This window comes from Actinomadura pelletieri DSM 43383 (assembly GCF_003634705.1).
Lineage (GTDB): Bacteria > Actinomycetota > Actinomycetes > Streptosporangiales > Streptosporangiaceae > Spirillospora > Spirillospora pelletieri.
On record NZ_RBWU01000007.1, the window covers coordinates 372,973 to 396,331 of the forward strand.

The window sequence follows — 23,359 nt, forward strand, 5'->3', positions numbered from 1 at the left end:
GGACTCTGACGGAGGTCGGCGACATGGATCGAGGCAGTCCCTACGGAGGCGGGCCCGGGGGGCCGGGCGGCTGGCCGGTGGACCCGGGCCGCGGACCCGCCCCGGCACCGGGACCCGCGCAGGGGCGGCCCCCCGAGGCTGACGAGGGCGACACCAGCTCGCTGGTGCGGCCGTACGCCGTGACCGGCGGACGGACCAAGCCGCGCTACGACCTGGCCATCGAGGCCCTGGTCACCGCGGCTCCGTACCCGCCGCGCGATGTGGCCGTGCTCACCCCGGAGTACCGGGCGATCATGGACCTGTGCCGGTCGGCGCGCTCGGTCGCCGAGGTCTCGGCGCTGCTGCGCCTGCCGCTGGGCGTCGCGCGGGTGCTCGTGGCCGACATGGCCGTCGAAGGGCTGTTGCGACTGCACCAGTCGCAGCCCGCCACCACCACCGGCGGTCAGCCGGACCTCCGCTTGCTAGAAAGGGTGCTCAGTGGCCTTCGGAAGCTCTGACCAGGTTCCGGTCCCGGGGTCGCACGGCGGAGAGGCCGAGCTGACCTCGGTCAAGATCGTCGTCGGTGGCGGCTTCGGTGTCGGCAAGACCACCTTCGTCGGGTCGGTCTCGGAGATCATGCCGCTCACCACCGAGGCGGTGATGACCGCGGCCAGCGCCGACGTGGACGACCTGTCGGCCGTGCCCGACAAGACGACCACGACGGTCGCGATGGACTTCGGGCGCGTGTCGCTCGACAGCGAGCTGATCCTCTACCTGTTCGGCACCCCCGGACAGCACCGCTTCTGGTTCATGTGGGACGACCTGGTCCGCGGCGCGATCGGCGCCGTCGTCCTGGTCGACACCCGCCGGCTGGAGGACTGCTTCGCCGCCGTCGACTACTTCGAGGAACTCGGGCTGCCGTTCGTGGTGGGCGTCAACGGGTTCCACGGCGAGTTCCAGTACGCCGTCGAGGACATCCGCGAGGCACTGTCGATCAGCGCGCACGTGCCGATCATCCAGTGCGACGCGCGCAGCCGCGAGTCCACGAAGCAGGTGCTGATCACGCTGGTCCAGCACGCGATGACGGTGCACGCCACGGCCCCCGCCGCCGCCCTGCCGCCCGGCGGTGTCCAGCCTGGAGCCGCCTCCCCGAGCTGGACCTGACGTTCCGGCTCCGCCCCCCGCCGCGTCACCCTTGTGACGCCCCCTGTCACCCGGCCCTGTCACGCCCCACCCCGCGCCGGCTACGGTCGCGTAGGCGTCCGCCCCCGATGCATCATCTCCTACGTGATCTACCATGAACCGGTGATGGGGGTTGCGATGAGCGAAATGGAGCGGATCGGAACATTCGTAGCACTCGGCGACAGCTTCACGGAGGGGCTGAACGACCCCTACCCCGATGAGCACGACCGGTTCCGCGGCTGGGCGGACCGCCTCGCCGAGCACATCGCCGCGCACAACCCGGGCCTGCGGTACGCCAACCTCGCCGTCCGCGGCAAGCTCGTCCGGCAGATAGTGGACGACCAGGTGCCGCTCGCCGTCGAACTCGCCCCCGACCTGGTGACGCTCTGCGCCGGCGGCAACGACATACTCCGTCCGGGCGCCGATCCCGACGCGCTCGCGGTCGTGTTCGACGACGCCGTCCGCCGGCTGCGCGCCACCGGTGCCCGCGTGGTCGTCTTCACCGGCTTCGACACCCGCGGCCTGCGCAGCGGCGGCCGCATCAGGGGCAAGGCGGCCACCTACAACATGCACCTGCGCGCCATCGCCGACCGCCGCGACTGCACGGTCGTCGACCTGTGGCCGCTGCGCGTGTTCCACGACCCGCGCGCCTGGTACGAGGACCGCCTGCACCTGTCGCCCGAGGGACATCGCCGCATGGCCCTCTTCGTCGCCGACGTCATCGGCGTCCCGGTCGAGGGCGACTGGCGCGAGCCGTGGCCGCCGCTCGACCCCGCCGACTGGCTCACGATGCGCCGCGAGGACGTCCGCTGGGCCCGCACCTACCTGCTGCCATGGATAGGCCGCCGCGCCACGGGCCGCTCCACCGGCGACGGCCGCGGCCCGAAACGCCCAACCGCACTGCCACTCTGACCCTCCCACCGCGACCTCACCCCCACGCACGAACGCGTGCCCCGCCCGCCGCAGCAAAGCCGAAGGCGATCGCAACCGGACGAATCACGAAGCGACGCCACGTCCGCCCAGCCCCGGCCACGCAGCAAGGCACCAGGCGAGCGCAGTGGGCCGGTCCTGTAATAAACACAGCGACCTCAGCCGGCACGCGAACGCGTCAACCGGACGCATGACGAAGCGATGCCGCGTCCGCCCAGCCCCGGCCACGCAGCAAGGCACCAGGCGAGCGCAGTGGGCCGGTCCTGTAATAAACACAGCGACCTCAGCCGGCACGCGAACGCGTCAACCGGACGCATGACGAAGCGATGCCGCGTCCGCCCAGCCCCGGCCACGCGGCAAGCCGCCAGGCGAGCGGAGTGGGCCGATCCTGCAATCAACACAGTGCGTCTTCGACTGTGTCGGTGACGGGGATGCGTCGGTGCAGGCCGGTGATCTCCAGGGCGCGGCGGACGATGGGGCGCGGCGCGGCGAGGGTGAGGCCGCCGCCGCCCGCGGTGGTGGCCTTGAAGCAGGCGACGATGACCGAGAGGCCGCCGGAGTCCATGAACTCCAGGCCGGTGAGGTCGAGGACGAGGCGTTCCCCGTGCTCGCGGCGGGCGTCGTTCAGGTGCCTGCGCAACTCGTCCGCGGAGGCGATGTCGAGTTCTCCGCGCAGCCGCACCACGGCGCGCCCCTCATGTGGCCGGGTGGTCACTTCAAAAGGCGGCACGAGGCGATCCCCTCCCGTCGACGCGCGTCCGTCCCGGTGACGCTTTCCGTGTGACAACTATTGCCGAGGAAGGACGTACTGCCAACCCGCCGCGCGACGGGGATGTGACGCCGTGCCGCCGGGCCATAAGGTGCTGTGCGACGTCATGCCCGACCCGCCGCGGAGAAGTAGCGGTCATGTGCGGACAAGTTGCGGACAGGTAAGGACCCCCCCAGGTGAGTTCCCCCCGGTTGCCGGACCATCTCGAAGTGCTCCTCACCGAGGAGCCCGTCCTCGACGTCTACGCGCACGGCCCCTGGCGGGTGCCGGACGGTCTGTACGAGGAGATGCGCGAACGAGCCGTGGAGTACAACCGGGATCCGCGGGCCGTCGTGCTGACCCGGCAGCTCAGCGACTTCTACGGGGACGGCACCAGCGCGGCGGGAGCCGAGCAGTGGTCCCTGCTGACGTTCCTGCTCGGCGCGTCGGCGGTCCGGGGCGGGTCGCGGGGCGACGTGGACTACGAGCTGCTGTCGGCGTTCCTCGCGACGCCGGAGCCGGCCGTCCGCGAACCGGTGGCGTGGTTCACGCAGGGCGGCCGGTGGCGGCCGCCGGGCCTGTGGCTGCCCGAACCGGCGGGGGCCGACCGCGAGCGGCGCGCCGTGATGTTCGAGCTGGCGCGCGAGGGGCTCGACGTCTTCGAGGGCCTGGAGCCGGTGGAGCGCCGCAGGCGGGCGCTGATGGACCTGTTCGACCGCCGCGCCGCCGACCCCGAGCTGCGCGAGGAGGACATGAGCGTCCCCATCGCGCGGCTGGAGGACGCCTGGGCCGCCGGGCTCACCGACGAGGAACTGAGCGTCCTGCCCGAACTCGCGGGACCGGTCGGCTACCTCGGCTGGGCGTGCGCCGGCCTGGACGCCGCCCACGAGCGCCTGGCCGGGACCGTCGCGGACGGTGACGAGCCCGACGTGGCGCTCGCCCGGCTGCTGCTGGCGGCCGAGGCCTCCGTCGTCCCCGCCGAGCTGGCGGTGGCACTCGGGACGGGGCGTTACGAGAACGTGGAGGAGCGGTTCCGCGCGGCCCGCGGCGCCTTCTCCACCGAGGCGTGGCAGCAGGAGGTGCGCGCGTGGCTGGCCCGCGGCCTGGTCGCGGGGGAGGCCGACGCCGCCCGCGCCTGGCTGGACATGGCGGTGCGCGTCACCGGCGCGGTCCAGGGGCTGCCCGACGCGGCGGTCAGCCCGCGCTGCCGGGTGCCCGTGCGCCTGTTCCAGGCGGACGTGCGGCGGCTGTTCACGATGCGGCGGGTCGTCAACGTGCTCGGCGCGTCGCTCGGCGCCGGCCGGGACGAGCCCCGCGCCGATCGGGCGGGCGACCGGGAGGGCGGCGTGGCCGTCGAGGACGCGCTGGTCGGGCAGCCGGAGTTGGCCCGGGTGGTCGCGGACGCGGTGGGAGTGCGGCTCGCGGACGGGCGTCCCGTGCGGCTGCTGGTGTCCGGTCCGGAGGGCACCGGCAAGGGCACCGCCGCCGAGGCCGTCGAACGCACGCTCGCCGAACAGGGCGCGGTCCGCGAGGCACTGTGGATCTCCGATCAGGTGTTCGCGTCGCTCGGGGTGAGCGACGCCGTCCTGTGGCTCCAGGCCCGCGTCCGCGACTGCCTGGAGTCCGGGATGCTCCTGGTCGTCGACGACCTGGAGAAGCTCGCCGCGCACGAGCGGTGCGGCGCCGCCGCCGTGGAGGAGCTGCGGCGGCTCATGGCGCGCTCGCCGTCCCTCGACGTCGTCGCGCTGTGCCGTCCCGGCGGCGACCGGCGGCTGTTCGACGCGAACCCGGCGCTCGTGCGGTCGTTCGACGTGGCCCGCACCCGCGACTTCGGCGACGACGACTTCGCCGAGCTGTTCACGCGGGCCGTCATGCGTCGCGGGGCGGACGTCGCCCCGGACGTGGCCACGGCGGCGGGCGAGGTGCTCGCCCGCACCCCGCCGCTGCGGAACCTGCGCGGCGCCCGGCTGGTCGAGCACATGGCCGGCCGCGCGGTCGCCGCCGCCGCGCTGCGCGCCCGGGACGGAGCGAACACCGGCACGAACACCGGGATGAACGGCGCGCGGCCACGGGTCATGGCGGACGACCTGCCGCAGCGGCTCATCCCGGGCCGTCCCGCCGACAGCGACCCGTTCGCCGAGCTGGCCGCCTGCGCCGGGATCGAGTCCGCCAAACGGGAGGTGGACGCGCTCGTCGCCGAGGCCAGGGCGGCGCGCCTGCGCCGCGAGGCCGGGATGACGGCGCGGACACGGCCCCGCCACCTGGTGTTCACCGGGAACCCGGGCACCGGCAAGAGCAAGGTCGCCGGGATCCTCGGCCGCATCTACGCCGACCTCGGGCTGCTGTCGTCGGGCCATCTCGTCCAGGTCGAACGCGCCGACCTGCTCGGCGAGTACGCCAGCGAGAGCGTCCTGCGGGTCCGCCGGGCGGTGGAGCAGGCGCACGGGGGAGTGCTGGTCGTCCGCGACGCGCACGCGCTGGTGTCGGCCGCGCCGGACGCCGCCCGTGGCCGCGAGGTCCTGGACGTGCTGCTCACCGGCGTCCAGGCGCACAGCGAGGACCTCGTCGTCGTCCTCACGGGCCCGGAGGCGGAGGTGAACGGGCTGCTGAAGTCGCATCCCGACCTTGCCGCGCACTTCCCGCGCACCGTCCGGTTCCCCGACCTCACGGTGGCCGAGCTGGTCGAGGTGTTCGCGGCCAAGGCCGCCGACGCCGGCTTCGCGCTGGCCCCCGGCGTCCTGGACAAGGTCCGCGAGCTCACCGAGTCCGCCCCGCGCGAACGCGGGTTCGGCAACGCCCGCGCGATGATCCACCTGCTGGACCGGGCGGTGGCGATGCAGGGCCGCCGCGTCCTCGCCGACGGCGTCGTCGACGAGACCGAGTCGCTGGACGAGATCCTTCCCGAGGACGTCCCGGACACGCTCAGCCGTGGCCGCGACGACGTGCCCGGCGACCCGCTCGCCGAGATCGAGCGGCTGATCGGCCTGGCCGACATCAAGCGGGAGGTGGCGTCCCTGGTCGCCGAGGTCCGCGCCGAGCAGTTGCGGCGTGACGCCAAGCTGGCGCCGGCGCCCCCGTCCCGCCACATGGTGTTCATGGGCAACCCCGGCACGGCGAAGACGACGATCGCCCGGCTGGTCGCGGCCGTGTACGCGCGGCTCGGGTTGTTGTCGTCCGGACACCTGGTGGAGGTCACCCGCGCCGACCTCGTCGCCGAGTTCATCGGGCAGACCGGGCCGCGGGTGCGGGCCGCCGTCGAACGCGCCCTCGGCGGCGTGCTGTTCGTGGACGAGGCGTACGCGCTGTCGTCGGCGGGCGGCGACCCCCGCGACTTCGGCCACGAGGCGATCGCCGAACTGCTGCGGCTGATGGAGGAGCACCGCGACGACCTGGTGGTCATCGTCGCGGGCTACGACGGCGAGATGGAACGCTTCCTGACGGCCAACCCGGGCCTGAGGTCCCGGTTCCCGAAGCTGCTGCGCTTCCCCGACTACTCCTCCGACGAACTCGTCACGATCTTCGAGTTCATGGCGGCGGAGGCGGGGTTCGCGCTCGCGCCCGGCGTCCTTCCCGCGCTGCGCCGGCTCGTCGCCGCCCATCCACGGGACGCCTCGTTCGGCAACGCCCGGCTCGTCCGGAACCTGCTGGAGGCGGCGATCTCCCGGCAGGCGAGGCGCATCACCGCCGCGCACGACGAGTCGCCCGCCGGGATCGACTCCGCCGAGGTGGGGCTGCTGCGCCCGGTCGACCTGCCGGACGCGCCGCCCGCCGAACCTTCCGTCGGCCCCTACATCTAGCCGGGCCGCTTCCGGACTCTCACCGGCCGCGTGGGCGGCCCTGCGGGAGCGGGACTCAGCGTCCGCGGCCGCCCGGTTCCCGAGCGGTCTGGTTCCCAAGCCGTCTGGTTGCCGAGCGGTCTGGTTGCCGAGCGGTCTGGTTGCCGAGCGGTCTGGTTGCCGAGCGGTCTGGTTGCCGAGCCGCCCGGTCCGGTTTCCGAGTCGTTCGGTTTCCGAGTCGCCCGGTTTCTAACCGGTCACCCGGGCCAGCGCGGTCTCGTACTGCTTGGCCTGCCCCGGCGTCAGGAACCCCGACACCCGCAGGAGCACCCCGCCGCGCACATAGTGGTATTCGGAGCCCGCCACCCCGCCCAGCGCGCCGAGGGTCTGCTGGATGTACTCCGACCGTGCCCGCGCGCCCGTCTCGGTCGGGTACACCTCGACCCCGCAGCCCCGCTCCACCGACCCGCGCTCGGCGCTCGACGCCTTCGCCGCCGGGACCCTTCGATCGGTGCAGGCCGCCTTGCTCGTGTACTGTCTCGGCCGCCCCAGGTGCCCGTTCGGGTCCGTGCGCGCCGTGTAGACCACGGCCACCTTGATCGGCATCCCCACCCGCCGTAACCCGGTGAGCACCTGCGCCGCGGTCAGCTGCCGACCCGTCGGGCGAATCGCCGGGCCGCCCGCCGGGTCGGCCGTGACCGTCACCGTGACGGTCGCCGTCGGGGACGCCTTCGAACCGTCGCCTCCGCACCCGGCCGGCGCGGCGGTCGCTCCGATCGCGGCCACCATTGTGAACATCGTTCGCATCCTCATGATCGCGATCATGCCGTTCCCGGTCGCCGCGGGCCGGTGAAATCAGGCTGTTTCGGCCGGAACCGGTCGGCTCGGTGTGGGGCGGCTCGGGCTAGCCGGGACGCGTCCGCGTGTCGGCGACCCCGTAGGCGGCGGCCTGGAGGGAGTACAGCTCGGCGTAGACGCCGTCCAGCGCCATCAGCGCGGCGTGGTCGCCCTCCTCGATCACCTTGCCGTGCTCCAGCACATAGATCCGGTCGGCATAGCGGACGCTGGCCAGCCGGTGCGTGATCAGCAGGACGGTCCGGCCCTCGGCATGCGTGCGGATCCGCTCGAACAGGCGGTGCTCGGCCCGCGCGTCCATGGCCGCGGTGGGTTCGTCGCAGATCAGCAGCGGCGCGTCCCGGAAGAAGCCGCGCGCGACGGCGAGCCGCTGCCACTGGCCGCCCGACAGGTCCGCGCCGTCCTTGAACCGGCGGTCCAGCAGCGTGTCGTAGCCGCGGACGAGCTCGTCGACGACCTCGTCGGCCCCGGACGCGCGGGCGGCGTCGAGCATCTTCGGATCCTCCGACCCGTCGTCCGCGGGCGCGTGGTCGCCGTGGCCCATCGTGATGTTCTGCCGGGCGGTCATCGGCCAGTGCGTGTACTCCTGCGCGATGACGGCGACGCGCTCCCACACGTCCTGCTGCGCCACCGTCCTCAGCGGCACGTCGTCCCACCGGACCTCACCGGAGTCCGGGTCGTACAGCCCGGCCATGACCTTCGCGAGGGTCGTCTTGCCCGAACCGTTCTCGCCGACGAGCGCGACCACCTCGCCCTCGCGCAGCCGCAGGGAGATGCCGTTGAGGGACGGCGTGTCCGCGCCCGGATAGGTGAACGTGACGTCGTCCACGGTGACGCACGCGAAGGCGTCGGGCAGCCGCCCGCGCGGTTTCGTCCCGTCGGACGGGGCGGGCGGCAGCGCGCGGCGCGGGACCCTGTCCTCCGCCTTGGCGCAGAAGTCCAGGTAGTCGCCGAAGTAGAGGCCCTCCTCGTAGCACTGGTTGACGGCGTACACGAGGTTGACGAGGGAGGACTGGCCCGTCCTGATGGCGAGCACCGCCGTGCCCGCGACCGCCAGCGGCACCGTCCCCTTCCACAGCATGAGGCCCAGCGCGATGTAGACGGTGGCCGTCGCGACGCCCTTCAGCGCGTCCCCGGTGACCCTCGCGACGGTCTGGCGGCGGGCGAGGTCCAGCTCCACGGACCGCTGATAGGCCGCCGACCGGTCGTACTGGTCGAGCAGGAAGCCCCGCATGGTGAACGAGCGCACCTCGGCGGCGTGCTCCCGGTCGACCATCAGGTCCGACAGGATCCACTTCCGCCGCGAGACCTCGACCAGTTTCAGCATCGTCAGGTACTGCATCCGGGCGCTGCGGACGGACGCCCAGCCCTCCGGGACGGCGGTCAGCAGCAGCAGAGGGAGCAGCAGCGGGTGCAGCACGCCGAGCGTCCCGGCCGCCGCGACCATGCCCACGGCGCCGGTGAGCACGTCCACCGCCTGCTGGACGACCCGCGCCGCCGACGTCAGGCCGCGGAACTTCGCGCGTTGCAGGTCGTCGAGGAAGTCGGAGTCGTCGAGCGCGGCGAGGTGCACCGCGGTCGTGGCCTCGTACAGCCGGAGTTCGGCGAGCCGCTGGACCTGCGGGTCCAGCCGCGACTGCGACCAGCCCGCGCACGCCTGCAGGCCCGCGCGCAGCGCCACCGCGACCGCCACCAGCGCCAGCGAGGGCAGCGAGTCACGGACCCGGTCGGGTGTCGGACCGGCGCTGAACAGCGCGGTGAGCACACCGGTCGTGGCGAGCAGCCAGAACGCCGTGAAGATCCCGGCGAGCAGGTTGAGGGAGATCGTCGCGGCGGTGTCGACGCGGCTCGCCCGCCACGCCAGGGCCGTCGCCTGGACGATCACCGCCGGGAGCCGCCGCGCGACCGTGCCCAGCCCCGTCTCGGCGAGCTCCGCGTCCCGCGCGTGCCACCGGGGGGCGCTCAGTTCCGGAAGGTCGGGGTGCGCGGGCGGGGACTTGCGGCCCCGTCCCGTCCGCCGTAACCGAATGAACCGTGACAAAGCCCGTCGTGCACCCATGTGCCGTCCTCCGCCCGTCCTGCCCGACCTAGGCAGTGTGCGCCCTCCGAGGGAGGATGTCCGCCGCATATGTCACACAGGGTGTTGATTTGTAGCAGTGGACAATCATGCGCCGGATGGACGCGCCGAACACCCCGGGTTGTCTAGGGTTTACGGCATGAGCGACGGCTGGCCCGAGGGTTGGGCACGTGGGGAGGGCGGCCAGGTGGGCCGCGGCGGGGACGGCTTCGCGCGCGCGGAGCATCGGCAGCCCGCCTACCGGCGGGACACCTACGACGATCCCTACGACTCGAACGCCGACCCGTACGCCGGTGACCAGCTCGCCGGACACGGACGGGACGACGGCGGCCGGTACGGCGCGCCCCCGCCGAGGAGGCGCCGGAGGCGTCGCTGGCCGCGTGTCCTCGGCGGCCTCACGGTCGTCCTGCTCGTGGTCGCGGTCGGCGGGTACGTGTACCTCGACTCGCGGCTGAAGCGGGAGGCCGTGCTGGAGGACTATCCCGGCCGGGTCGCCGACACACCCGGGACGAACTGGCTGATCGTCGGCTCCGACAGCCGAGAGGGCCTGTCGAAGGAGGACCAGCGCAGGCTCAAGACCGGCTTCACGGGCGGGCGGCGCACCGACTCGATGATGCTGCTGCACTACGGCTCCGGTGGCACGTCCCTCATCAGCCTGCCGCGCGACTCCTACGTCCCGATCCCGGGACACGGCTCCAACAAGCTGAACGCGGCGTTCGCGTTCGGCGGCCCGAAGCTGCTCGTGCGGACCGTGGAGAAGGCCACCGGCGTCCGCATCGACCACTACGCCGAGATCGGCTTCAACGGCTTCGTCGGCGTGGTCGACGCCGTAGGCGGCGTCGACATCTGCGTCAAGGACGACATCAAGGACCCCAAGGCGGGCCTCGACCTGAAGGCCGGCTGCCAGACGCTGGACGGCGGGCAGGCGCTCGGCTACGTCCGCACCCGCGCCTTCGCCCGCGCCGACCTCGAACGCGTCGAGCACCAGCGGCAGTTCTTCGCGGCGCTGATGAAGAAGGCGTCGAGCCCCGGCACGATGTTCAACCCGTTCCGGAGCGTGCCGCTGGCCATGAACGCCACCAGCAACTTCCTGGTGGACGACGGCGACCACCTGCACCACCTCGTCCGCATGATGTGGGCGATGAAGGGCGTCAGCGGGAACGACGGCGTGACCACCACCGTCCCGATCGGCGGCAGCGGCAGCTCGCCCAGCGCGGGCGCGTACATCACCTGGGACAGGTCCAAGGCGTCCCGGCTCTTCGAGGCCCTCCAACAGGACCAGCCGATCCCTCAGGACGTCATCACCAAATGACCGGGGTTGGCCCGTCCCCGCGCGGTTAGAGTCGGACCATGTCCGACACGCCACGGGACGGCGCCGCCGAACTCGACGCGCTGCCGTCCAAGGACCTGTACGACCGCGCGATGCGGCTCGCCAAGGAGCGGCGCGACGTCGGCTTCCTCTGGGACCTGCTGCGCGCGATCCCGCCCGCCGCGGCCGCGATCGGCGAGGTCGACCGCGCCGAGTTCGACCTGTTCCACGGGCTGTCGCTGCTGGAGGAGTTCACGCACGCGGGGGAGGGCGAGCTGGCGGACGCGCTCCGTCCGCTCTACATCGAGTACCTCACCGCGCACGCCAAGGACACCTGACGCGGTCTTTGACCGGCCTTGATCTCCGTCCGACCACCCCGGGGAATCACTCTTCGCAGGCAATCCACTGCGGAGGGTGATCGAAGTGAACAAGAAGCATATGAAGATCGCCGCCATCGCCTTCACCGTCTGGTACGTCATCAGCCGGCCCGAGGGAGCGGCGAATCTCGTCAACAACGCCCTGAGCGGGCTCGGCAACGCCGCCGAGTCGTTGTCGCAGTTCATGAGCGCTATCCCGAGCTGACGGACCGTTCCAGGGCCCCGTACCCCCGCCGGTACGGGGCTTCTTTCGCGTGTGGTCAGCAAGCGGTTGCCTCCGCGTCACAGTAAAATCGCGCTTTGCGGGCAGACGCGCCTGGGCACAATTGGATCGGGTCAGTTGTGTCGCTGCGCTACAACCAGGGACGGCGTACGGATGAAGAAGAACCTCCGCTATGTGGCGATCGCCTTCGTCATCTTCTATTTGCTCAGCTCACCGACGGACGCGGCAGGAGTGGTGAACAACGCCTTCAGCCAACTGGGCACGGCGGGTAACCAGCTCGCCTCCTTCGTCGAGGCCTTGGGCAGCCCGGGCAGCTGAGGCCGCCCCGGCGCCAACGCCGAAGGTTTGAACGACGACAACACCGTCGGGGACGGGGCCGGTCACGCGGAGTGATCTCCTAAGATCGGCCTCATGTCTGTCTTCGACGTAGAGATCGACGGTCTCCAGGGCGGCTCCGCCGACCTGGGCCAGTACCGTGGTAAGGCCGTGCTCGTGGTCAACGTCGCCTCCAAGTGCGGCCTCACCCCGCAGTACTCCGGTCTGGAACGACTCCACGAGCGGTACGCGGAACGCGGCTTCACCGTCCTCGGAGTTCCCTGCAACCAGTTCATGGGACAGGAACCCGGCACCGCCGACGAGATCGCCGAGTTCTGCTCGACGACCTACGGCGTCACCTTCCCGCTGACGGAGAAGGTCGAGGTCAACGGCGACGGCCGCCATCCGCTGTACCAGGCGTTGGTCGACGTGCCCGACGCCGAGGGCCACACCGGCGACATCCGCTGGAACTTCGAGAAGTTCCTCATCACCCCCACCGGCACCGTGGCGGCGCGTTTCGCACCCCAGACGGACCCCGAGTCCCCCGACATCACCACCGCCATCGAAAAGCACCTCCCGGCCTAACCCCACCCGCGACCACGCACACCCACCCGAGAACGACACCCGCGAGGGTCGCCGCTCGGGCGCTGCCGACCGAGAAGGCCCTCTCGGAACCTTCGCCTGACGTTCCCCTGCGGGTGTGGGCGCTTACCACCTGGAGCGGCAGCCTGCGATCGGGTCGGCCTTCGGGCGTGGTCGGTCACGTCGACCGCCATGAGAAGAACCTCTTCGCCTGGCGTCATCTGCGGTGTGCGTGCTCTCACCCGGGACGGCATGCCGCGATCAGGTTGGCCCCTTGGGTGTTGTCGGTCGGGGTGGGCGCTGCCTTGGAGAGGAACCTTCTTGCCTGGCGTTCATCTGCAGGGGGCGTGTTTCCCCTGGGAGCGGCATGCCGTGATCGGGTCGGCCTCTCAGCGTTGTCGCGGGGTGGTCGCCGGGATCGGGAGGAAGCTCGCCGTGTGGCGTTCGCTTCTGGGGAGCGCTTTCGCTGGGGAGTGGACGCAGCGATCGGGGTGGGTGTGGCGGGGCCTTTAGGGGGTGGAGGGCGTTCGGGGTTCGGTGGGGGTGAGGCCGTGGACGGCCTGTGCCAGGGTTGCGGTCACGATGGTGTCCGCGTTGGACGGGGTGCGCTGGGCGAGGCGGGCGGCGGCGTCCACGAGGCCCTGGATCAGCGCGGCGCGGACGGCGGCGTCGGGGACGCCGCCGTCCTCCAGGACGGTGACCAGGGGACGTAGCAGCTGCGCGTGGCCGTCCCGGATGCGTTCCAGGGCCGGTTCCGCGAGCGCGTGTTCGACCAGGGCGACGGCGGCGGCGTGCCGTCCGTCCGTCATGACCTCCAACTGGGACCTGATGTAGGCCTCGACCTTGCCGCCGAGATCGTCCGGGCCGGCCAGCGCCGTCTCGACGTGCGCCGCCCACCGGGGCAGTTCCTCCTCGACGATCGCGGCGACCAGGTCGTCCTTCGACCGGAAGTACTCGTACAGGCTCGGCCGCGACAGGCCCACCCGCCGTGCCAGCGCGGCGAGCGAGAGCGCCTCGATGCCCTCCTCGGCGACGAGCGTCCGCGCGGCGTCCAGCAGCGTCCGTAGCTGCCGCGCCCGATGCGCCGCCACGGTCGCCTCACTGATCTTCGGCACCCGCCCATCCTACGAGCGGTCGGCCCGTCCGCGCCGTGCTCAGGGGCCGCGGGTGAGGTCCCAGTCGAGGGTGGCGGGCAGCGCGCCCTCCAGGGTGAGCAGCCACCGTTTGACCTCCACGCCGGAGCCGCCGCTGTAGCCGCCGAGGCCGTTGGAGGCGACGACGCGGTGGCACGGCACGATCAGCGGAATCGGATTGGCGCCCATCACCTGCCCGATGACCTGCGCGTGCACCCCGGTGCCGGAGCGGTGGCCGAGGTCGCCGTAGGTGACGACGTTCCCGTACGGGACGGTCTCGTACAGCGTCGAGAGCACCTGCCGCTGCACCTCGGAGACGAGTCGCCAGTCGATCGGCACCTCGAACCGCTTCAGGTCGCCGGTGAAGTAGTCGCGCAGCGCCGACAGGGCGGGCGCCAGGCGGGCGGGCGCGTCCACGACGGGCAGGCCCGTCGCCTTGGCGGTGCGGTCGCGGGCGGCGGGGGTGTCGCGGAAGTGCAGCGACACGACCCCCGTCTCCGTCTCGGCAACGAGGAGGCGTCCGAGCACGGTGTCGACCGTGCCGAACGCGAGGGTCTCGGTCATCGTGCGGCGCTCCTTCCCGGCATGTTCAGCCTTCCACGCGGGTTCGTCATCTCGTCAACACCGTCGTGCGGCCTCACGTTGCGAGGGTCCGGTGGAGCCGGGCGGACTCCTTGACCAGACGGCTGGTCCCGCCGCGGGCCGCGACGTCGGCGACGCGGGGGATCGGGCCCCTGGCGCCCGTGGTCTCGGCGACGCGGGTGCCGAGGGCGAGCAGGTCGGGGACGCCGGCCGGCGCGCGCTCGCCCGGTTCGGGGAGGACGTGGGGGAGGGCGGCGGCGACCGTCGTCCAGACGTCGGCGTGGGCGCCCGCGTCGGCGGCGGACGTGAGTGCCTTCACGGCGCGGGAGAGGACGATGCGGCCATGGACGACGAGTTGCCCGAGGGCCGCGCCCGTCTCCGCCGCAGGGAGGTGACCGCGTCCGCTGAACGCCAGCAGCGCCTCGACCACGCCGGCGCGCTCGCGCGGGTCCCGGCTCGTCAGCGAGCAGGCGAGGATCGTCCCGGTGGCGGCCCCCGTGGGCCCGTCCGCCTCGGCCAGATCGAGCAGGACGGCGCCCTGGCCGTAGCCGTAGTCGACGGCCTCGTCCACCGCCAGCTGCGGGACGAGGTGAGCCGCGACGATCTCACGATGAGAGGGCGCGACGGACGGCCAGAACGAGAGGTGGTACCGGCCGGGGTGGAGGTTCTTCTCCGACCAGCCCTCCTCGGGAAAGGCACAGAGGCGGGCGACGTCCGGATGGTCGAGCGCCTCCACCGGGGCCAGGACGTGGTGGGAGAAGCGGAGCTTGTCACCGGGCAGGGTGTGGGTCGGCTGGTCGAGGACCCGGCACTCGACGTCGGGGTCGGCGAGCCCGCCCTCGGCGAGCCATGACGCGACCGCCCGCCCGGCCTCGGACTTCAGACCCTTCGCGCGTGCCGTGACGGACGCGTCGATGTCCCGGGGGAGGCGGAGCAGCGCCTGCGTCAGGTCGGCCGGGCCCGGCTGGAGGCCCGCCCTCTCCAGCCGTTCGAGGCGGCCGACGAGGACATCGGGGTCGACATGGCCGCTGCCCTCGGTCGGCGTGGCGAGCAGAACCGGCAGCTTCCCGACGGCGAAAGCGGCCTCGTGCTTGCGCCAGGTGAGGAACCGCTCCATCCGCGGCCAGAACCCATGTCCTTCCCCCTCCTCGTGGGAAAGGAAGGAGTTGCGCGCATCCCCCGCCAGAGTCGGTTGCTGGTACAGGTGCCTCCACACCGCCAACTCGACCCACCGCTGGTTGGTGTAGGAGTACAGATGCGAGCCGCCGTCCCTGTCCAGGAACCAGGGGACGTGCTCGGACATCGCCTGCCGCAGCGCTTCCATGGTTCCGTCGAGGTCGCGATAGGCGAACTCGACGAGGGCGCCCAGCAAGCGTTCGACGGTGCGCCACGGCGGCTCCCTGCGCACGGAGGCGATGTACTCGTCCACCAGTTCGGTGAGTGAACCGATCGGGGCGGGGGACTCGCGCGGCGTGAAGGGCGGCGGGCCCGGTGGCTCCGGTGCGGCCTCGGCGGCGGTGGCGATCTCGCCGAACGCGGCGCCGATCGTCGCGCGCAGGTCGGCCGGAAGGACTTCGGCGGCGTCCCGGATCTGCGCGCGGACGGCGTCGCCCGCCCGCGAGGCATGCTTGACCGCGATCCTGACGGCACGTTCTTGCAGGTCGAGAACGTCGGAGGAGAAGACGGCGGCGACCGTGCGGAGCGTGGCGTCGACGCGGTCGCGCTGGCGGGCCGTCCGGTCCAGCCAGGAGAGCGCGGCCCGCAGGAACTTCTTCTCCGGACGGAAGAGCACCGCGCCCGCGGCCTCCTCGAACAGCGGCTCGTCGAGCCGTCCCAGGTCGTCGGCCCGCCGCACCTCCCGCAACGCGAGTTCGGCGACGATCGACGGCGCGGCCGGGAGCAGGCGCGCGTAGTCACGGACCCGGGCGACCACCTCGTCGTCGGTGGTCTCCAACGCGTCGTGCAACTGAACGAACCAGCGCAGGGTGTGCGGCGTGCCACCGCGCAGGAAGCGGTTGACGCAGCCGTCGAGAAGGACGCCGCGTTCGAGGCGTCCGGCGCGGGCCAGGCCGACCAGCGCGATGGACCAGCTGTATTCCGGGCCCATGTTCCACGCCCCCTGGACCGCCTCGCGGGAGAGGACGGCGCCGACACCGTCCACCTCGAAGATCTTCGGGACGAGCGCGTCCAGGAACGGGTCGTCGCCGAGGGTCTGCGCACGGGTCTGGGATGCGGCCCAGCCGACGACGAAGCCGTCGGTGACCGGGACGGCGGCGCCGGCGGACGTCACGAGCGCCGCCACGATGTGCCACCTGGCCCCGCCCTCCTCGGCGACCTGGATGCGGGCGGCGATCCGGTGGGCGACGTCCGCGCGCCACTCGTCCGGGTGGCGGGACGTGACGTCGCACAGCCACCGGCAGAGCGCGGTGATCGTGTCGATGTGCAGCCTCGGGCGCAGGTCCGCCCTGCACAGCCAGGTCGCGGCGGCCGCGGCCCCGTTGATCGTGCCCGCACCGGCCACGAGGAGCGCGTGGATGTGGGCCTCCTCCAGGAAGCCGAGCCGTGTCTCCGCGCGGAGCCGCTTCAGCTCGCCCGGCAGTTCCTTGGCCACGGCGCGCCGTCCGGGCTCGTCGAGTGCCGCGACCAGCCGCGCCGTCAGTTCCCCGTCACCGGTCTCGAGGGCCTTCCGGACGTCGTCCCACGCGCTCATCGACCGGCCTCCACCATCACGTCGACGTCCTGACGGACGATGCGGGCGGCCAGGACGTGTTTACACGGGCCGCGTCCCCCTCGATGGTCGATCCACCACGGGCAGGTACAGGTGACACTTTCGCCGACGAACCGGACCCTACGTTCGCCGCCGCCGGTCAGCACGATCGCCGTGTCGTCGGCCGTGAACCGCACGGCACCGTCCTCGACGAGCGCGCGCGCCGACCGCAGCCGCGGGTTGAGGGCCGCCACCCGGGAGGGGTCGTAGGGCAGTTCGCGGTGGAAGAACGCGGCCTCGGCGGCGTCGAAACCGACACGACCGGACGTCCCGAGCTGGGTCAGCGCCGCCTTCGTCCGCTCGAGGGTGAGCCCGGACCGCTCGGACAGCAGGTCGGGGTCGACGCGGGGCTCGAACGACAACAACGCGCCGACCAGGTCGGCGTCCCCTGCGGCCTCGTCGGTCGCGAGCGCGTCGAGCACGGCGCCCTCGCCGGAGAAGCCGCGCGAGTGCTGGGGCGACAGCGTCAGGACGTAACGCATCCCGGGCAGCTCCAACTCCCAGACGCTCGACGCCGGGCCGCTCGCGCCGGTGACCGGCGGGCCGTAGACGCGCAGCGCCCGCGCGAAGCGGAGCAGGGGCAGCAGCGTCCGGAGCCGGTCGGGCCCGGCCAGGCACACCGCGCCGGGCGCCGGACGCGGCGAGATCCGCAGTGTCCGAACCGCGGGCAGCGCCCAGAGCACGTCCCGCCCGCTCTTCGGCAGCGACCGGAGGAACCGGACGGCGTCCGGAGCCGCCAGCTCGGCGCGGGGATCGAACCCGGCGGTGATGACCTGGACCTCCGCGAAACCCCGGAGCCACCGCTCGGGCAGCGGCACCTTCTTCTCCACGACGGCGCCGTCCAGCGTCGTCACGGCCAGCCCCTCCGCGCCGACCGCCAGGTGCAGCGGGTCGGAGCCGCCGACGCGGGCCAGGGCCTCGCGCAGCGGGCCGTTGACGTCGACGTTCGTCGTGCCGCGCTCGTGTACGTCACCGTCCAGCGCGGGCTCCAGCACGTCCAGCCGCGCGTACACGCCGCCGCACGCGGAGAACGACTCCATCCGCAGCCGGTCGCCGCCGCATGTCACGACCGGGTCGCGGGACGAGGTCGGACGCGGCTGGTGGTACCGGGTCTGCGCGACGTCGGCCAGGGCCAGCAGCGCCGCCGCGGCCGGTGCCGCCCGCGTCAGGACGCCGCTGAAGAACCACGGATGCGCCTGCGGCCCGGAACTCGTCGTCCCGCCGGATGTCGACAGGCCGAGAAGCCCGCCGTCCAGCCCGGACGGACGCGCGTACGTATACGACTGTGCGGCCCCCGTGGCCGCGGTGCTGGTCGCCATGCCGAGCAACGTAGGGTTCCGTGCCGACAATTTCCGGGTTTCCGGCGATGAGCCCGATTTGATCTGGGCGGACGGGCGGGGTCCTGGTCGAGGTGCGGATGACCGGGGGTAGGCTCGGTGCCGTGCGACGGTTCCTCACCCCTGGCTGGATCGGGCTGCACGTGCTCGCGCTCGTGCTGTGCGGCGCGTTCCTCGGCTTCGGCTGGTGGCAGTTCGACCGCGCCCAGAGCGGCAACGACCGCAGCTGGGCGTACACCTTCGAATGGCCGATCTTCGCGATCTTCGTGATCGTGATGTGGGTCAAGATGATCCGCGACGAGCGGGCGGGCACCAGCCCGGCGCCGAAGGTGATCGAGGAGCCCGCGGAGGCCGAGGTCAAGCAGGAGATCATCCGTCGCCAGGAGGAAGAGGACCCGGCGCTCGCGGCCTACAACCGCTATCTCGCCCGGCTCAACTCCGAGAGCGGCGGACGAGGCTGACGGGGCGGGCCGCGGCCCGCCGACCGCACACGCCGTGCGGACCGTCGAGGGAAAGGTGTGTTCTGTGGCAGGCGCGTTGGTCAGGTACCGGGTCCTGGCGCTGGTGGTCGGCACGCTGCTGGTGCTGCTCATGATCGGGATGGTCCTGAAGTACTCGCCGATCGACGAACCCGCCCTGGCGGGCCTGGTGGCGCCCGTCCACGGCTTCCTCTACATGGTCTACCTGCTGGCCGCCTACGACCTGTGGCGGCGCACCGGCTGGCCGCTGAGCCGGATGGTGATGATCGTGCTCGGCGGCATCGTCCCGCTGATGACCTTCTTCGTCGAGCGGGGAGTCGTGCGCGACGCGCGGGCCCTGCGCAAGGCCGAGGCCGTGGCCAACGCCTGACCCGCGCCTCCCCGGACTGGCGGAGCCGTCGACCCGTCCAGTAACGTTTGACTGAGTCAAACGTTGGAGGTCGGCGATGGTGGTGACCGAGGACGACGTCGAGACGGTCCGGGCGTTCAACCGGTTCTACACCGGGGTCATCGGGGTGCTCGGCGAGGGGCTCGTCCGGACCCCGTACTCCCTCACCGAGGCGCGAGTGATCTTCGAGCTGGCGCAGCGGCCGGACACGGAGGTCCTCGCCCTGCGCCGCGCCCTGGACCTGGACGCCGGCTACCTCAGCCGGATGCTCACCCGGTTCGAGGCCGACGGGCTGATCACCCGCGAGCGCTCGGCCGAGGACGCCCGACGCCAGATCGTCCGGCTCACCTCCCGGGGACGCGAGGTCTTCGCGACGCTCGACGAACGGTCCGTGAACGAGATCCGCGACCTGCTGGACGGGTTGCCGCCCGGGGATCGGCCCGGCCTGCTCGCCGCGATGCGGACCATCCACGGCGTCCTCGGCGACCGCCCGGACCGGGACGGCGGCGTCGTCCTGCGCCCGCCGCGCCCCGGCGACCTCGGCTGGATCGTGGAACGCAACGGCGCCCTCTACGACGTGGAATGCGGCTGGGACCGCACCTACGAGGCCCTCGTCGCCGAGATCGTCGCCGACTACGCGCGCAACCACGACCCGCGACGGGAGAACGCCTGGATCGCCGAGGCCGGCGGCGTCCGGGTGGGCGGCGTCTTCTGCGTCCGCCGCGACGACGACGTCGCCCAGCTGCGGCTCCTGCACGTCGAGCCGGACACCCGCGGCCTCGGCGTCGGATCAGCCCTGGTCGAGGAATGCGTCCGCTTCGCGACCGAGGTCGGATACACCGAGATGATGCTGTGGACGACCGCGTTGCAGCGTTCCGCGCACCACATCTACGCACGCGCGGGTTTCGTCCTGGAAGTGGAGGAACCGCCGGTGGAGCGCTTCGGCAGCGTCGTGCACGGGCAGGTCTGGCGCAAGAGACTCTGAAGCGGGCCCGTGGTGGCGTCGCGCCTCCACGGGCCCGGATCCGCAGCGATCCCTTGGCTGCTCTGGCGGCCGGGACGGGGGTCGGACGGAGTTCCGGCCGCCGCTGTTCTCACCGGCGAGACGCCGGTTCGTCTCGGACCTGACCTCCACCCCCTTCCTGCTCGGGGCCGGGCGGAAGGCCCGCCCGGCGGACGAGAGCGGACGCCACGGCGGCGCCCGAACGCTTGGGGCCGGGCCGGCGGCACGCCTGGACGGTGCCGCGGGCCCGGCCGGTGGGGGACTCCGATGCCGCGGGGGCGTGCGGCACCGGGTTCCGGTCATGGTCGGCGGGTGGTGCTGCCGGTCCGGTACGGCCGAGAGCCCGAGGTGTGCCGCCGCGCGTCCCCGCCGCCGCACCCGTTGGGGGACGGTGCCTGTCGCGGTGGGACGAGCCGTGGACGCCCTCGGCCGTACGGACCGGGCCGCGCGGGGTGGAACACGGGAGGAGGATCACGCGCCCTCGACGTCGCATCGGCCCTCCCACGTCCTCGACCTGGGGCTTTGCCACCCCAAGGATCTTTCCTTCACTCATTGTCACAATCTCGTTGCGGTTAGTACCCGCACGTCATGCGCGCGTAAACCGCACCCGTCGCAAAGAATCCTGATCAAGATCGCAACTTTGCCCCCGCATTGCCCACGCCGCCGAACCGGCAAAGGAGACCGCCGGCCGAAAGAAGGGATCAGTCGGCGAGGACCTGCCCGATCACATGACGGGCGTTGGCGGAGATGCATGGACGGCCGGAGTCGCCTCGACGGTCGTCGAGGGATGGGGGCATGATCGCTGAGAGCGAACGTTGCTGCGGAAACAAACTCGTGCTCCGTTTTCTTGAGTGTGTATGACTCAACTTGGTGTTGGGTCGTCGAACTGAACTTGGAGCTGAGCATGAGCGAGACCCTGACGTTGCCGGTGCTGCCCCTGGACGACGGGGCCGTTCTGCCGGGCATGGTGGTGCCGCTGGACTTGTCCGAGAGCGGGGAGATCCGGGCCGCCATCGAGGCGGCGCGGGCGGCGGCGCAGGCCAAGGGGCCGGGTATCCGGTCGGTGGGCAAGCCGCGGGTGTTGCTGGTGCCGCGGTTGAACGGGCAGTACGCCGCCGTCGGCACGCTCGGTGTGATCGAGCAGGAGGGACGGCTGCCCGGTGGCGAGCCGGGCGCGGTCGTGCGCGGTGTGCGGCGGGTGCGGATCGGGACCGGGACGACCGGGCCGGGCGCGGCGCTGTGGGTCGAGGGGACCGAGATCGAGTCGCCGCCGCCCTCCGGACGCGCGCAGGAGCTGGCGAAGGAGTACAAGAGCCTGGTCAGCGCGATTCTGCAGAAGCGCGGCGCATGGCAGGTCGTGGACGTGGTCCAGCAGATCGACGACCCGTCCACGCTGGCGGACAACGCCGGATACGCGCCGTACCTGTCGCCCGAGCAGAAGGTCGAGGTGCTGGAGACCCCGGACGTGGTGGAGCGGCTCACCCTGGTGATCGGGTGGGCGCGTGACCATCTCGCCGAACTGGACGTGGCGGAGACGATCCGCAAGGACGTCCAGGAGGGCATGGAGAAGACCCAGCGGGAGTTCCTGCTGCGGCAGCAGCAGGAGGCGATCCGCAAGGAACTGGCGGAGCTGAACGGCGACCCCGCCGACGAGGAGGACGACTACCGGGCCCGGATCGAGGCGGCGGACCTGCCCGAGAAGGTGCGCGAGGCGGCGCTCAAGGAGGTCGACAAGCTGGAGCGGTCGTCCGACGCGTCCCCCGAGGGCGGGTGGATCCGCACCTGGCTCGACACCGTTCTCGACATCCCGTGGAACACGCGGACCGAGGACGCCTACGACATCGCCGGCGCCCGGGAGATCCTCGACGCCGACCACGCCGGGCTCGACGACGTGAAGGAACGCATCGTCGAGTACCTGGCCGTGCGGAAGCGGCGTGAGGAACGGGGTCTCGGCGTCGTCGGCGGACGCAGGAGCGGTGCGGTGCTCGCGCTGACCGGACCTCCCGGCGTCGGCAAGACCTCGCTGGGCGAGTCGGTCGCGCGGGCCATGGGACGCGAGTTCGTGCGGGTCGCCCTCGGCGGTGTCAGGGACGAGGCCGAGATCCGCGGTCACCGGCGCACATACGTGGGCGCGCTGCCGGGACGGATCGTCCGCGCCATCCGGGAGGCCGGGTCGATGAACCCGGTCGTGCTGCTGGACGAGGTCGACAAGGTCGGCGCCGACTACCGGGGCGACCCGACGGCGGCGCTGCTGGAGGTCCTCGACCCCGAGCAGAACCACACCTTCCGCGACCACTACCTGGAGGTCGAGCTCGACCTGAGCGACGTGCTGTTCCTCGCCACGGCGAACGTGGTGGAGGCGATCCCCGGGCCGCTGCTCGACCGGATGGAGCTCGTCCAGCTGGACGGCTACACCGAGGACGAGAAGGTCACGATCGCCCGGGACCATCTGCTGCCGCGCCAGCTCGACAAGGCCGGGCTGGAGGCGTCGGAGGTCGGCTTCGGCGAGGACGCGCTGCGGCTGCTGGCGGCCGAGTACACCCGGGAGGCGGGCGTCCGGTCCCTCGACCGGTCGATCGCGCGGGTCCTGCGGAAGGTCGCGGCCAACGTGGCGCTCGGCAAGGCGACCCTGCCGGTGTCGATCGGCGCGGACGACCTGCGGAACTACCTCGGGCGGCCGCGGTACACGCCGGAGGTGGAGCTGAGCCGGAACGAGCGGCGGACGAGCGTCCCGGGCGTCGCGACGGGCCTCGCGGTCACCGGCGCGGGCGGCGACGTCCTGTACGTCGAGGCGTCGCTGGCCGACCGGGAGACCGGTGACACCGGGGTGACGCTCACCGGGCAGCTCGGCGACGTGATGAAGGAGTCGGCGCGGATCGCGCTCAGCTACCTGCGCTCGCGCGGGGCGGAACTGGAGTTGCCGGTCGGCGACCTGAAGGACCGCGGCGTCCACGTGCACGTGCCGGCGGGCGCGATCCCGAAGGACGGCCCGAGCGCGGGCATCACGATGACGACGGCGCTGGCGTCGCTGCTGTCGGGGCGGCCGGTCCGCCCGGACGTCGCGATGACCGGTGAGGTGTCGCTGACCGGACGGGTCCTGCCGATCGGCGGGCTGAAGCAGAAGCTGCTGGCCGCGTCCCGGCTCGGCATCACCACCGCGATCGTGCCGAAGCGCAACGAGCCGGACCTCGAGGACGTCCCCAAGGAGGTCCTGGAGAACCTGACGGTGTTCGCCGTCAGCGACGTCCGCGAGGTGCTCGAACTGGCACTGGAGCCCGCCACCACGCCGGTGGCGGTCTGAGGAACGCCCGAGCGCC

The 23,359-nt window shown here is 72.3% G+C and carries 20 protein-coding genes; 13 read left to right on the top strand and 7 right to left on the bottom strand.

Annotated features, from left to right (window positions below; all coding sequences use genetic code 11):
- The first annotated feature begins 23 nt into the window (after positions 1 to 23).
- The 3 genes from BZB76_RS29925 (at position 24) to BZB76_RS29935 (ending at position 2,073) form a co-directional block, all read left to right on the top strand.
- Positions 24 to 497 carry a DUF742 domain-containing protein gene (locus tag BZB76_RS29925; protein ID WP_121437772.1) on the top strand — a complete coding sequence of 158 codons (474 nt, stop codon included), beginning with the start codon at positions 24 to 26 and terminating at the stop codon, positions 495 to 497.
- 40 nt (positions 498 to 537) lie between these two features.
- Positions 538 to 1,143 carry a GTP-binding protein gene (locus tag BZB76_RS29930; protein ID WP_246007328.1) on the top strand — a complete coding sequence of 202 codons (606 nt, stop codon included), beginning with the start codon at positions 538 to 540 and terminating at the stop codon, positions 1,141 to 1,143.
- A gap of 156 nt (positions 1,144 to 1,299) precedes the next feature.
- The gene (locus BZB76_RS29935) at positions 1,300 to 2,073 is read left to right on the top strand and encodes an SGNH/GDSL hydrolase family protein (RefSeq protein ID WP_121437773.1); all 774 of its coding nucleotides are present in this window, start codon (positions 1,300 to 1,302) and stop codon (positions 2,071 to 2,073) included.
- A gap of 412 nt (positions 2,074 to 2,485) precedes the next feature.
- On the opposite strand, the gene BZB76_RS29940 is transcribed toward BZB76_RS29935, so the two are convergent.
- Entirely contained in the window at positions 2,486 to 2,821 is a 336-nt protein-coding gene (locus BZB76_RS29940; RefSeq protein ID WP_170180816.1) for an STAS domain-containing protein, read from the bottom strand.
- 215 nt (positions 2,822 to 3,036) lie between these two features.
- Between BZB76_RS29940 and BZB76_RS29945 the strand changes: the two genes are divergently transcribed.
- On the top strand, positions 3,037 to 6,636 hold the full coding sequence (locus BZB76_RS29945; RefSeq protein ID WP_147449601.1) for an AAA family ATPase: 3,600 nt from the start codon (positions 3,037 to 3,039) through the stop codon (positions 6,634 to 6,636).
- Positions 6,637 to 6,864: 228 nt separating this feature from the next.
- Here the strand turns inward: BZB76_RS29945 and BZB76_RS29950 are convergent, their stop codons facing one another.
- Together BZB76_RS29950 and BZB76_RS29955 are read right to left on the bottom strand one after the other, a co-directional pair.
- The gene (locus BZB76_RS29950; protein ID WP_147449602.1) at positions 6,865 to 7,413 is read right to left on the bottom strand and encodes a hypothetical protein; all 549 of its coding nucleotides are present in this window, start codon (positions 7,411 to 7,413) and stop codon (positions 6,865 to 6,867) included.
- Between the two features lie 106 nt (positions 7,414 to 7,519).
- The gene (locus BZB76_RS29955) at positions 7,520 to 9,511 is read right to left on the bottom strand and encodes an ABC transporter ATP-binding protein (RefSeq protein ID WP_246007303.1); all 1,992 of its coding nucleotides are present in this window, start codon (positions 9,509 to 9,511) and stop codon (positions 7,520 to 7,522) included.
- 175 nt (positions 9,512 to 9,686) lie between these two features.
- Here BZB76_RS29955 and BZB76_RS29960 point away from each other — a divergent pair, with 175 nt between their 5' ends.
- The 5 genes from BZB76_RS29960 (at position 9,687) to BZB76_RS29970 (ending at position 12,356) form a co-directional block, all read left to right on the top strand.
- Positions 9,687 to 10,859: an LCP family protein gene (locus tag BZB76_RS29960; protein WP_121437778.1), complete on the top strand. Its 1,173-nt coding sequence runs from the start codon at positions 9,687 to 9,689 to the stop codon at positions 10,857 to 10,859.
- 38 nt (positions 10,860 to 10,897) lie between these two features.
- The gene (locus tag BZB76_RS29965; protein ID WP_121437779.1) at positions 10,898 to 11,194 is read left to right on the top strand and encodes a hypothetical protein; all 297 of its coding nucleotides are present in this window, start codon (positions 10,898 to 10,900) and stop codon (positions 11,192 to 11,194) included.
- Between the two features lie 76 nt (positions 11,195 to 11,270).
- Complete coding sequence (locus BZB76_RS35015; RefSeq protein WP_170180795.1) at positions 11,271 to 11,438, top strand: hypothetical protein; 168 nt, start codon at positions 11,271 to 11,273, stop codon at positions 11,436 to 11,438.
- A gap of 171 nt (positions 11,439 to 11,609) precedes the next feature.
- The gene (locus tag BZB76_RS35020; protein WP_170180817.1) at positions 11,610 to 11,774 is read left to right on the top strand and encodes a hypothetical protein; all 165 of its coding nucleotides are present in this window, start codon (positions 11,610 to 11,612) and stop codon (positions 11,772 to 11,774) included.
- A 93-nt stretch (positions 11,775 to 11,867) separates the two neighbouring features.
- Positions 11,868 to 12,356 (top strand): glutathione peroxidase, encoded by a 489-nt coding sequence (locus BZB76_RS29970; RefSeq protein WP_121437780.1) that lies wholly within the window; start codon positions 11,868 to 11,870, stop codon positions 12,354 to 12,356.
- 506 nt (positions 12,357 to 12,862) lie between these two features.
- On the opposite strand, the gene BZB76_RS29975 is transcribed toward BZB76_RS29970, so the two are convergent.
- From BZB76_RS29975 to BZB76_RS29990, 4 genes are all read right to left on the bottom strand, one after another.
- The gene (locus BZB76_RS29975; protein WP_170180818.1) at positions 12,863 to 13,468 is read right to left on the bottom strand and encodes a TetR/AcrR family transcriptional regulator; all 606 of its coding nucleotides are present in this window, start codon (positions 13,466 to 13,468) and stop codon (positions 12,863 to 12,865) included.
- Positions 13,469 to 13,507: 39 nt separating this feature from the next.
- Entirely contained in the window at positions 13,508 to 14,050 is a 543-nt protein-coding gene (locus tag BZB76_RS29980; protein ID WP_121437781.1) for a methylated-DNA--[protein]-cysteine S-methyltransferase, read from the bottom strand.
- 73 nt (positions 14,051 to 14,123) lie between these two features.
- Entirely contained in the window at positions 14,124 to 16,778 is a 2,655-nt protein-coding gene (locus BZB76_RS29985) for a DUF6493 family protein (RefSeq protein ID WP_121437782.1), read from the bottom strand.
- Positions 16,775 to 18,154, bottom strand: a complete 1,380-nt coding sequence (locus tag BZB76_RS29990) for an SWIM zinc finger family protein (protein WP_121437783.1) — start codon at positions 18,152 to 18,154, stop codon at positions 16,775 to 16,777. The genes BZB76_RS29985 and BZB76_RS29990 overlap by 4 nt, the downstream gene beginning before the upstream one ends.
- A 98-nt stretch (positions 18,155 to 18,252) precedes the next feature.
- On the opposite strand from BZB76_RS29990, the gene BZB76_RS29995 reads away from it, so the two are divergent.
- The 4 genes from BZB76_RS29995 (at position 18,253) to lon (ending at position 23,343) form a co-directional block, all read left to right on the top strand.
- Positions 18,253 to 18,633 carry a hypothetical protein gene (locus BZB76_RS29995; RefSeq protein ID WP_246007304.1) on the top strand — a complete coding sequence of 127 codons (381 nt, stop codon included), beginning with the start codon at positions 18,253 to 18,255 and terminating at the stop codon, positions 18,631 to 18,633.
- A gap of 64 nt (positions 18,634 to 18,697) precedes the next feature.
- Complete coding sequence (locus tag BZB76_RS30000; protein ID WP_121437785.1) at positions 18,698 to 19,021, top strand: DUF3817 domain-containing protein; 324 nt, start codon at positions 18,698 to 18,700, stop codon at positions 19,019 to 19,021.
- Positions 19,022 to 19,097: 76 nt separating this feature from the next.
- Positions 19,098 to 20,024 (top strand): bifunctional helix-turn-helix transcriptional regulator/GNAT family N-acetyltransferase, encoded by a 927-nt coding sequence (locus tag BZB76_RS30005; RefSeq protein ID WP_121437786.1) that lies wholly within the window; start codon positions 19,098 to 19,100, stop codon positions 20,022 to 20,024.
- A 922-nt stretch (positions 20,025 to 20,946) separates the two neighbouring features.
- The gene (lon, locus tag BZB76_RS30010; RefSeq protein WP_121437787.1) at positions 20,947 to 23,343 is read left to right on the top strand and encodes an endopeptidase La; all 2,397 of its coding nucleotides are present in this window, start codon (positions 20,947 to 20,949) and stop codon (positions 23,341 to 23,343) included.
- Positions 23,344 to 23,359: the final 16 nt, after the last annotated feature.